Here is a 10,132-nt window from a genome sequence, read left to right on the forward strand (position 1 = left end):
ATTGTCTCGGAAACGTCCGTCAAATTAAAGGGATTTACCCTGCTGGCCCTTTATTAACGAACCACCCAGCTCAACAACCACAACCCCAGCATCAACCAGATAATCCCCATGATGATCGACGCCCGCATGAACGCGCGCACCGCGGAGTACAGCAGCATCAGGCCGATGATCAGGGTGAGGATGCTGATGATCGAGGTGTCCATGCCCAGCGTACGCGACAGCCCGTCGATAAAATTCCCGCCCGCGTGGGTCAGCGCATTGAACAACCCGCTGAGCCCGTCGACGATAAAGCGGATCACGGAACCGAGCGCCTGGCCCAGCCATTCGAAGAAGCTTTCTACCTGCATGTGTGTGTCCTGATGAAAAGGTGGGCGTAGCTGAGGCTTTGGTCGTTAATACTCAACCCTAGTTCCCTACTAGCATAGAGGTTTACGCGTTACAGGGATTCACTTGCCTTCGCGCGGCTTGCGCCCGAAGCTATGCACCTTCAGGAGCGCCCCATGAATCTCGAACACCTCACCGAACGCCTGCACCGCATCCGCGATACCAACGACTGGAAGCAGTTCCACAGCCCCAAGAACCTGGCGATGGCCGCCAGCGTTGAAATGGCCGAGCTGGTGGAGATTTTCCAGTGGTTGAGCGAAGACCAGTCGCGCCAGCTGCCCGCCGACAAACTCGCCCATGCAGGCCAGGAAGTCGGTGACATCGTGCTGTATCTGCTGCTGTTGTGCAGCGAGTTGGGGTTGGACATGGATCAAGTGGTACAGGCCAAACTGGCCGACAGCGAACGGCGGTTTGCCAAATGAGTGACCGTCATTTCGACCAGTTGGCCACCCGTTTCGCCGAGAAGATCTACGGCGGTGCCAAGGGCGCGATTCGCCTGGCCGTGCTCCAGGCCGACCTGATTGAAGCGCTGCCGGACCGCCCGCTGCGGGTGCTGGATATCGGCGCCGGCCTGGGCCATATGTCGCTGTGGCTGGCCGAGCGTGGCCACGAGGTGACCCTGGCCGAACCCGCCGAGCCGATGCTCGAAGGCGCCCGCCAGCGTTTCGCCGAAGCCGGGCAGACGGCCACTTTCATTCAAGCGCCGTGGCAGGATCTGCTGGGCCAACTCACCGAACCCTACGACCTGGTGCTGTGCCACGCCGTACTGGAATGGCTGGCCGAACCCCACGCGATCCTGCCGGTGCTGCACCAACTGACCGCCCCCGGTGGCTGGCTGTCCCTGGCGTTCTATAACCGGGATGCCTTGATTTACCGCAACCTGCTCAAAGGCCACTTCCGCAAAATGCGCAAGAACGACATGGCCGGCGAAAAACAGAGCCTCACGCCGCAACAACCCCTGGACCCACGGGAGTTGGCGACGCAACTCGAGGGCCTGTGGCAGGTCGAAACCCAGAGTGGCGTGCGGGTGTTCCACGACTATATGCCGGTGGAATTCCAGGCCCGCGCCCAATTGCAGGATTTGTTGGAGATGGAGCTCGCACACCGTCGTCACCCAAGCTTTGCCGGACTTGGGCGTTATTTGCACTGGATCTGCCGTCCGGTTTAAGCGGCCCAGTCTGCGGAGGTCGAAATGAAGCGCTGTCTTGGACTGATCCTGCTGGGCCTGGGCCTGGCGGGTTGCCAAAGCCCCAACCCGTATGTGGCGGCGTCTGCCCCGATGCCACCGGCGCCTGCCCAGGCGGCCAATACCTTTGATGCCAGCGCCTACCCGGCGCCGGTGCGTGACTACGGCGCCTACCGCAGTTGGGCCTGGCTCAACAACCAGTTGCCGGCGGGCTCGGCCTGGGCCGATTCGGCGCAGATTGCCGAAGCGGTCAGCGGCGCCCTCGACCAGCGTGGCCTGCGCCCCCTGCATGACAACCGTGCCCCCGACCTGCTGGTGAGCGCCGATGTGCGCCTGGAAAAACGCCTGCGTCAGGTCCAGGACGATTATGGCTACGGCTACGGCGGCTATAACCGCTATGGCAACGGCTACGGCATGTACAACAGCGTGCCGGTGGTACGCACCTATGAAGTGACGGTGGCGGTGGCGCGCATCAGCCTGTTCGATGCCCGCACCCGCCAGCCGGTATGGAGCACCAGCGCAGAAACCGCGAGCCAGGGCACCCTCGGCGAGCGCGCCGATGCCCTGCGTGAGGCGATGCAAAAGGCAATGACTGCCTACCCGCCCAGTTAGCAGCTATTCTCATCTCAGGCCCGGATCGTCTTTTGGAGAACAACCATGCTTCGTCGTATCGCTGCACTTGCTGTTGTTGTGTTGCTGGGCGGTTGCCAGACCAGTCAGGTCAACCACGATTTTGACGCCAGCCGGGACTTTGGCGCGTACCGCAGCTGGAGCTGGAAAGAACCCGCGTTGCAATACCGCCCGGACGACCCGCGGATCAAGAGTGACCTCACCGAACAGCGCATCCGCCAGGCCGTGGGCGAGCAACTCGACCAACGTGGCCTGCGCCCAGCGGCGCCGGGCACCAAGGCCGACCTGAACGTACAGACCTACCTGATCGTCGAAGACCGCCAGCAACAAGTCACCACCAACTACGGCGGCGCCTGGGGCGGCCCGTGGAATGGTTACTGGGGCGCGCCGATGTACAACGAAACCCGCAACATCACCTACAAGGTGGCGACCATCCAGATTGATTTGCTCGACGGCAAGGACGGCAAGCTGGTGTGGCGTGGCAGCGATGAGCAGATCCTCGCCAGCTCGCCTGAACCACAAGACCGTAGCGCGGCTATTCGTGCGACGGTGACCAAGGTGCTTTCCAACTACCCGCCGCACTGAGATCCGGCCAGCACGCCACGCAGCCTTGTCTACACTCAACCTCAACACAGGAGAGTAGGCGCCCGGCATTGAGCCGGCAAAGGAGTGCTTGATGTCTCCCCGAGTTCGTTGCGGCCGCGTGGCCGGGCCTGCTGGGCAGCGTGGTGCAATTGGCTTGATGGCGGCCGCGACCCTGGGCATCGCCTTGGTGTTTCTGCTGCTGGTCATCGACAGCGGTCGTCTGTACATGGAAAAGCGCAAGTTGCAGGCGATCGCCGACATAGCGGCGCTGGAGGCGGTGCAGCGCAAGGGTGATTGCCTGGCCGCCACCAACACCGCGCCCACGTATGCCGGTGCCAGTGCCGTGCGCAACGGTTATGTGATCCCGCCGGGAAGTGCGCTGATAGTGAAGTGTGGGGTGCTGACAACCGGGGCCACCAACCAGCGGGTGTTCTCCGCCGACTCGACCAAGACCGACGCCATCCAGGTGACCGCTTCGCGCCCGGTGATGACCAGTGTTGCCGGGGGCCTCTGGGCAATGGCCAATGGTGGCGGCTACAACGTGAACACCCAATTGTCTGCCGTCGCCGTGGCGGCGCCGAAGATTCTGCCGCCCCAGGCACAGCTGACGATCAAATCGACGCTGGTCACCGTGGACTCGACCAAGTCGGCCGCGCTGAATCTGCTGTTCGGCCAACTGTTGGGCGGTTCGTTGAACCTGAGCGTGGCCGGTTGGCAAGGCTTGGTAGACACCAATATCAACCTGCTCAGCTACCTCAACCAGTTGGCTTTGAACGTGGGGGTGACGGCGGGTGCCTATGACCAACTGTTGACCAAGAACCTCAAGATCAGCCAACTGCTCGATGCGGCGATTACGGTGCTCAATGCCGGTGGCAGTACGGCCAGCGTGGCGGTCAGTGGCCTCACCAGTATCAAGGCGATAATCGGCAACTTGGATGTGACCCTGGGCAGCCTGTTGCAGTTGCAAACAGGGGCGGTGTCGGCGGGGCTGAACACCAGCCTGAACGTGTTCCAATTGGCGGAAGCCTTTGTGCAATTGGCCAATACCAAGAACGGGGTGGTGGCAACTATCCCGGTGAATATCCCGGGGCTGGTGAATGCAGGTGTTCAGGTAAAGGTGATTCAGCCACCGCAGTTGTCAGCGATCGGTGACCCGACCTATGCCAAAGATAAAACCCCAGCGACGCGAATTTATGTAAGAACGGCTCAGATGAGCGTCGGCCTGACGCTGGGCTTGCCGGTGCTGGATCAGCCGGTGGTGAACGTCGCCTTGAATGGCTTGATCGGGCCACTTTCAGACGTGTTGAACAACCTGCTCAGCTTGAACCTGGGCGGAACGGTGAGTTCGCTGTTGTGTGTGCTGGGCGGCTATTGCCAGCGTACGGACCTGCAAGTGTTGTCCTCTTCCTCGAACCCGCCGGCGGCGAGGATCGACGTGGTTCTGGAACTGGGTACGGCTGAAAGCTATGTCACCGGCTTCACCTGCGCCAGTGATGCCACCAAGACCCTGACCACCCAAACCAACGCCTCGCTGGTGAACGTGAAAATTGGTCAGAGCCCGCAGTTGATCAACGCATTCAACAACAACACGGCTCTCGATCCGGTCGCGCCGCTGCCGGTGGTCGATATCGGCGCGATTACCTGTTTCAAACCGTTGTTGGGGCTCGGCCCGACGACGTGTGACCCGGCGACCCGAAAGCCGTTCTATGGTGGCGGCATAGGCCTCAGCGTCAGTGCTCAGGTGGGTGCCGCCGTGCAAACGCTGCCTCCTCACACCTACAATCAGCCGCCCGAAATCAACGTCATACCGGCGCAGTACTACGCCTCGTCGACGACCAACCTGTTGAGCGCCATCAGCAACGCGTTAAGCGGCATTCAGTTCCAGGTCTACAAGCCGACGGGGTTCAATCTGTTGGGAGGATTACTACAGACGACAGGCACGCTGCTCAACGGGCTCAACAGCTCCCTGGGCACGATTATCGGCGGAGTGCTCAGCCCGATCCTCGATCCATTGGTGAACACCTTGCTGTCGAACCTTGGGGTGAACCTGAATGCGGTGGAAGTGGGCGCCAACCTCAGTTGCCGGCCCCATGGGCAAGCAGCCCTGGTGAACTAGGCCTCGACCACCGGCAACTCCACACAAAACTTCGCCCCATGCTCACTGTTGGCGACGCTCAGCCGCCCGCCCATGTTCTCCACAATGCCATAGCTCACCGACAACCCCAGGCCGGTGCCCACGCCAATCGGTTTAGTGGTGAAAAACGGCTCGAAAATCCGCTCCAGCAGCCGCGGGTCAATCCCGCCGCCGTTGTCCTCCACCCAGATGCGTACATGGCGGCTGTCATGCTCGATCTGCACCGAGATCCACGGTTGCAAATCGTGGTTGTGCTCGCGCTTGCTCAGCAGGGCATCCCGGGCATTGACCATCAGGTTGATCAGCACCTGTTCCAACTGGTCGACATAACCTTTGACCTGCACCGTAACGTCCGGCGGTACCACGCGCAGTTCCACGCCTTTGCCGCGCAGGCCTTCACTGAGCAACGACAAGGTGCCTTCCACCGCCTGCGCCGGGTTGAAGGGCTGCTGTTCGACTTCCGAACGGCGGCCGAACACGCGCATGTGGTCCACCACGCGGGCGGCGCGCTGCACCTGGGCGTCGATGCGCTGGAGTTTTTCCGTCAGGTAGTCGATTTGGGCATCGCCATTGCTCAGGCGTTTGAGCACGTTGACGATGGCCATGCGCATCACATTCAGCGGCTGGTTGATCTCGTGGGCGAGGCCCGTGGCCATTTCGCCGAGGGTGGCCATTTTGGCGCTCTGGGTCAGTTGCTGCTGGGAGCGGCGCACTTCGGTGTTGTCCCGGCCCACGGCTTGCACTTCCTGGAGCTGGCCCTGTTCGTCGAATACGCCACGGTCCGACCACACCCACCAGGCGTGTGTACGCCCCGGCAGTTGCAGGCTGATTTCGGCGGTGCTCACGGGGAACTCCGGGGTCAGTTGCCGGATGCGCTGCACAAACGCCTCGTGTTGTTCTGCCGACAGCCATTGGCTGAGGTTCATGCCCGGCAGCTGGTCCGGCCGGCATTCCATGTAGTTGGCCAGGGGCGTATTGCCGAAGGTCAGGGTCAGGTCCGGGCGGTAGCGGCAGATCATGGCCGGGGAGTCTTCCACCAGGATCCGATAGCGCTCCTCGCTGTCCTTGACCCGTTGCGCGGCCAGGGTCGATTCGGTGACGTCCAGCCACAGGCCCACAGCTTCCACGGGCAACCCCAGGTCGTCGCGCAGCAGCCGGGCTTCATCCAGCAGCCAGTGGTAATCGCCCTGTTTGTCGAGCACCCGGTAGCGGCAGCTCACGTGGCCTTCACGCAGCAGTTGGCGGGTGCGGTCGAAGTAGAGGTCGCGGTCTTCGGGGTGGACCCATTGGTTCAGCGCCGCCGGGGTGAAGTCGGCCAGGGTGTGGCCCAGCAATGGCAGCAGGCTGTCGCTGAAGAACACCGGTTGCAACGTGCCTTCGACATAGCGCTGCACGTAGATCACGGCCGGGGAACTGGCGATCAGGTTGTCCAGCCGTGCGTGGGCGGCGGCGGCCTGTTGTTGCTGGTTTTTTATGTCGCTGATGTCGAGCATGAAGCCCACCAGCCGACGGTGCTCACCCGAGCCCAGCGCTTGTCCTTGCACGCGGTACCAAATGGGGTTCAACCCCGCGTCGGCACGTTGCAGGCGAACGCTGGTGGAGAGCGGCTTGCCCAGGTTTTTCAGGTCTTGCAGGCGGCTGGCGAGTTCTTCCCGGTCGGCGGGGTGGATCAGGTTGAGCCACATCGGCAACGATAGCCGGGTGGCCGCCTCGCCCTGGCTGAGGGTGTGCAACAGCTGCGGGGCGAGTTCAATGTCTTCGCTGTGGAGGGGCAACTCCCACCAGCCGGTGCCGAGCAGCCCTTGCAGCGCTTCGAGGCGATCCAGCTGCTGCTGGTGGCGCTGTTCCCGCAGGCGGTTGAGCAGGGGCGTGGCGACGGCGGCGGCCAGTTGCAGCCAGTCACGGTCGTTGGTGTGGGCCTGTGCCCGGTAAAAGCCGCACAGCAGCCACGCGGCGACGCCATGGGCGTCGCGGTAGGGCACCAGAAAACCATCGGTATTGCCAAACAGGCCTTGCAGGCGCGGGTGGTCGCTGTGGCCACGGTGTACTTCCAGGCTCACCGGTGCCGTGGCCCCCAGGCTGTCGAGACTGGTGCCCAGGGCTTGCCCGTTGCTCCAGAGTGCCGGCGCATCGTGTGAGGTGTAATGGCCCTGGATACGCCACTCCTGGCCTGCCTCGTCCAGCACGGCAAGGGCGACGCTGGGGATATGCCAGTGTTGGGAAACGGTCTGGAGCGTGTCCTGCAGCACCTCGGGCAGGCGTGCCAGGCTGCATACCCGCAGATGTTCGCTGATCTGATCGCTGACGCGCTGATTGTGTTCGCGCACCTGGGTGAGTTGGCGATGGGCAACCAGGTCGCCAATGTCCAGCAGTTGCAGGAGCCAACCCTTGCCCTCCGGTTGCACCCAGCCACGGGTATGCAGGGTTTGCCCGGCAAGCCCCTTGAACGCCAGGTCCAGGCTTTGCCCTTGCCAGTCGCCGGGCGTGCCTTCGATCACCAGGCTGCTCTGTGGCGTGAGGTATTCGAGCAGCGAAGCCGGCTGTTGCGAGTGCGTGCCGGGCGGTTCCAGCCGATGACGAAGCGGGCCCTGGATGTCCACCACCTGGCCCAGGGTGTCGAGGTAGAACAGCAGCGCGGCGGTGGTTGGCGTCGCTGTCGGCGCATCGGCAGCCAACGGATTGCCGCGCCCGAGCAGGCGCCCGAACAGTTTATCCCCTGAGGTCAAAACTGCATGCTCGACTGGGTGGACAGTGTGGGGGGCAGGGCGGGGACGGTTCCAAAGCCTGGCAGCACCAGGAACGGCAACACACTTTGGAGGCTGGACGTCGGGTAGTTGATATACACCGTCAACAGGCCCGCCGGGGTGTAGGTTGCCGTGACATACGTGGGAAGGAATTTGAACTGGGGAGGGATCCACGTCAGTTGCGCCTGGGCGGCAGCGATGGCCTGCTGGGGCAGTGCCGTTGGGTAGCTGGCCGTGGCGGGGTCCAGTGCGACGCTGCGCCGTACGCCCTCGGCGGCGGCCTGGGTAAAGGACTGCATCAGCAGTAACGGCAGGCTGTAGCTGACCAAACCATAAAACACGGCAAAAAAAATCATGAAGACCATCGCGAACTCCAGCGCGGCGGCACCTTTCTGCTTTCTAGGGAGGTCTTTTTTCATGACTCGTCTACCCTGACTGCTACTACCTGATATCAGCATAGAATCATTCAGCAAAAAGGGATTTTTTTTACGTGATTCAAAGCCTCGTCCTATTCGTTTGGCTGGCGCTGTGCGCTGTGCAAGACATCCGTGTACGTCAGATCTCCAACTGCTTGACCCTCGGCGCCGGCCTGCTGGCGCTGGTCTACCTGCTTTGGAGCGGTACCACCTGGCTCGGCGCGCCGGCTGTCGAGGGTGGCGTGGCCTTTGTCCTGGCGCTGCTGTTCACCCTGCCCGGCTACGCGCTGGGCCGTCTGGGGGCCGGTGACGTGAAACTGATCGCGGCCTTGGGACTGGCGACCAACTCCCTCTACATTCTGGGCACGTTTATCGGCGCAGGCCTCGCCAGCGCGGCTTGGCTACTACTGGCCCCCAGGCTGTGGCCGCTGATGAATCAAGGGGTTAGGAATACCTTGCAGCACCTGGATCCGGCCTGTTCGGCCAAGCAGCCGTTCGTGCCGTTTTTATTGGCCGGTTTTGGCGTCGCCTGGCTTTGGATCCCATTAGTCGCCACGTAGGGTATCGCTATGTACATAGTAGGAAAGTACGTCTACGTTTATGGGTAGGTTGTATAGGAAAGTGGTCGGAATGGATCGGTCGGTCTTTGGCTTGCCCAGGCATGGAGTAGCGCGTGAACAAGCTTACCTCTGAAGTGAAAGTGCTCGTTGTCGATGATCAGCCCCTGATCGTGGAAGAGCTTTGCGAATTTCTTGAAAGCAACGGTTACCGTTGTGTCCCTTGCCACTCCAGCCAGCAGGCCATCGAGCGCTTTCGCGACGATGCCCAGATCGGCCTGGTGCTGTGCGATCTGCATATGCCCGAGATGGACGGGATCGAGCTGGTCCAGGCCCTGCAACGCCTGGCCGGCAAGCAGCGCGCTTTTGAGGCCATCATGTTGACCGGTCGCGCAGACAAGCAAGACGTGATCAAGGCCCTGCGCGCCGGGATTGCCGATTACTACCAGAAGCCAATCAACCTGGACGAACTGCTGGAAGGCTTACAGCGCCAGGCCGTGGCGCTGCAAGACCGGCAAAAAAACCTTGAGCTGGGGAATCTGAACCAGAAGCTGCAGTTTCTTTCGGCGTCCATTGACGATCTTTACCATGACCTCGACAAGGTGCGCAGCAGCCCGCAATCCGCCGTGCCGAATGAAGCGGATGGCGACGTCAGCGACATCGAGCGTGTTGAAATCCCGGCGATCTTCAATCAACTGTCCCCTCGCCAGCTGGATGTCGCAAGGCTGGTAGGCAAGGGCCAGACCAACTATCAAATTGCCTGTGAACTGGGCATCACTGAAAACACGGTGAAACTCTACGTGTCCCAGGTGCTGCGCCTGACCCACATGCACAACCGCACGCAGTTGGCGCTGGCGTTGTCGCCGAGTAACTCCGCGGCGCGCCAGCGGGTCACTGCCCACTGAACCGACCGAGTATTCAGGGCGCCGAGGCACAAGCACCCGATGGTGACGGTGATCGCTAGTTTGTAGGTGGCAAAACCTAATTGGGAAGCACCCTGCTTTCAAAGGCGAACTTTCCGACATTAATCAGTGATAGCAACTCTTTACTCTCTGGACTTTCGCAAAGTCCAGGGATGAAAAGGCATGACCTTCAGCGCATCACCCTTCCCGTTTTTCGACCACAGTCGCCATAAACTCACCGTTCGCAATGTTGATGCAGTACTCGACGTCCTGGCCTTCGAGGGTACAGAAGGCCTGAGCGAACTGTTCAACTACCGTGTCGAGTTCACCAGCACCGCCCGCGACATTGCTGCCGAGAAAATGCTCGGCCAGGACGCCACGTTCAGCTTGTACAGCGCACCGCAGCAATCACCGATGCGCGGTTTCATCCCGCCGCCTGCCAGGCAGTTGCGCACGCTGCATGGCGTGGTCACCGGCTTCAAACGCCTGTCCGGCTCCGTTGATGAAGCCCGCTACGAAATCACCCTGGAACCCCACTTTGCCCTGCTGGGGCGAGGCCAGCAGTTCCGCATCTACCAACACCAATCCGTCCCG

General features: G+C 61.7%; 11 protein-coding genes. 8 read left to right on the top strand and 3 right to left on the bottom strand.

What is annotated here, in order from left to right:
• Nucleotides 1–53 precede the first annotated feature (53 nt).
• Nucleotides 54–347, bottom strand: coding sequence for a hypothetical protein (locus V3W39_RS07950; protein WP_076017968.1), 294 nt, complete (start codon nt 345–347; stop codon nt 54–56).
• 153 nt (nt 348–500) lie between these two features.
• On the opposite strand from V3W39_RS07950, the gene V3W39_RS07955 reads away from it, so the two are divergent.
• The 5 genes from V3W39_RS07955 (at nt 501) to V3W39_RS07975 (ending at nt 4,901) form a co-directional block, all read left to right on the top strand.
• Nucleotides 501–806 carry a MazG-like family protein gene (locus V3W39_RS07955; RefSeq protein ID WP_177041441.1) on the top strand — a complete coding sequence of 102 codons (306 nt, stop codon included), beginning with the start codon at nt 501–503 and terminating at the stop codon, nt 804–806.
• On the top strand, nt 803–1,552 hold the full coding sequence (locus V3W39_RS07960) for a methyltransferase (RefSeq protein WP_330212464.1): 750 nt from the start codon (nt 803–805) through the stop codon (nt 1,550–1,552). The genes V3W39_RS07955 and V3W39_RS07960 overlap by 4 nt, the downstream gene beginning before the upstream one ends.
• 24 nt (nt 1,553–1,576) lie before the next feature.
• Complete coding sequence (locus V3W39_RS07965; protein ID WP_330212465.1) at nt 1,577–2,182, top strand: DUF4136 domain-containing protein; 606 nt, start codon at nt 1,577–1,579, stop codon at nt 2,180–2,182.
• A gap of 45 nt (nt 2,183–2,227) precedes the next feature.
• Nucleotides 2,228–2,785 carry a DUF4136 domain-containing protein gene (locus V3W39_RS07970; RefSeq protein ID WP_003212927.1) on the top strand — a complete coding sequence of 186 codons (558 nt, stop codon included), beginning with the start codon at nt 2,228–2,230 and terminating at the stop codon, nt 2,783–2,785.
• A gap of 91 nt (nt 2,786–2,876) precedes the next feature.
• The gene (locus V3W39_RS07975) at nt 2,877–4,901 is read left to right on the top strand and encodes a pilus assembly protein TadG-related protein (RefSeq protein WP_330212466.1); all 2,025 of its coding nucleotides are present in this window, start codon (nt 2,877–2,879) and stop codon (nt 4,899–4,901) included.
• Here V3W39_RS07975 and V3W39_RS07980 read toward each other — a convergent pair.
• Nucleotides 4,898–7,645, bottom strand: a complete 2,748-nt coding sequence (locus V3W39_RS07980; RefSeq protein ID WP_330212467.1) for a PAS domain-containing protein — start codon at nt 7,643–7,645, stop codon at nt 4,898–4,900. The two genes, V3W39_RS07975 and V3W39_RS07980, sit on opposite strands and share 4 nt — an antisense overlap.
• Nucleotides 7,642–8,082 (bottom strand): TadE/TadG family type IV pilus assembly protein, encoded by a 441-nt coding sequence (locus V3W39_RS07985; protein WP_177076250.1) that lies wholly within the window; start codon nt 8,080–8,082, stop codon nt 7,642–7,644. The genes V3W39_RS07980 and V3W39_RS07985 overlap by 4 nt, the downstream gene beginning before the upstream one ends.
• 71 nt (nt 8,083–8,153) lie before the next feature.
• Here V3W39_RS07985 and V3W39_RS07990 point away from each other — a divergent pair, with 71 nt between their 5' ends.
• The 3 genes from V3W39_RS07990 to V3W39_RS08000 all read left to right on the top strand — a co-directional run.
• Nucleotides 8,154–8,639, top strand: coding sequence for a prepilin peptidase (locus V3W39_RS07990; protein ID WP_330212468.1), 486 nt, complete (start codon nt 8,154–8,156; stop codon nt 8,637–8,639).
• Between the two features lie 113 nt (nt 8,640–8,752).
• Nucleotides 8,753–9,541 (top strand): response regulator transcription factor, encoded by a 789-nt coding sequence (locus V3W39_RS07995; protein ID WP_177041451.1) that lies wholly within the window; start codon nt 8,753–8,755, stop codon nt 9,539–9,541.
• Between the two features lie 180 nt (nt 9,542–9,721).
• Nucleotides 9,722–10,132, top strand: a 411-nt coding sequence (locus V3W39_RS08000) for a contractile injection system protein, VgrG/Pvc8 family (RefSeq protein ID WP_330212469.1), incomplete at its 3' end; no start/stop codon positions are given.

The organism is Pseudomonas sp. Z18(2022), from assembly GCF_036346535.1.
Classification (GTDB): Bacteria; Pseudomonadota; Gammaproteobacteria; order Pseudomonadales; family Pseudomonadaceae; genus Aquipseudomonas; species Aquipseudomonas yamanorum_A.

What these genes read in the sequence shown, in the direction of transcription:
- V3W39_RS07950 (WP_076017968.1), bottom strand. Translation starts at nt 347, where the DNA reads ATGCAGGTAGAAAGCTTCTTCGAATGGCTGGGCCAGGCGCTCGGTTCC.
- V3W39_RS07955 (WP_177041441.1), top strand. Translation starts at nt 501, where the DNA reads ATGAATCTCGAACACCTCACCGAACGCCTGCACCGCATCCGCGATACC.
- V3W39_RS07960 (WP_330212464.1), top strand. Translation starts at nt 803, where the DNA reads ATGAGTGACCGTCATTTCGACCAGTTGGCCACCCGTTTCGCCGAGAAG.
- V3W39_RS07965 (WP_330212465.1), top strand. Translation starts at nt 1,577, where the DNA reads ATGAAGCGCTGTCTTGGACTGATCCTGCTGGGCCTGGGCCTGGCGGGT.
- V3W39_RS07970 (WP_003212927.1), top strand. Translation starts at nt 2,228, where the DNA reads ATGCTTCGTCGTATCGCTGCACTTGCTGTTGTTGTGTTGCTGGGCGGT.
- V3W39_RS07975 (WP_330212466.1), top strand. Translation starts at nt 2,877, where the DNA reads ATGTCTCCCCGAGTTCGTTGCGGCCGCGTGGCCGGGCCTGCTGGGCAG.
- V3W39_RS07985 (WP_177076250.1), bottom strand. Translation starts at nt 8,082, where the DNA reads ATGAAAAAAGACCTCCCTAGAAAGCAGAAAGGTGCCGCCGCGCTGGAG.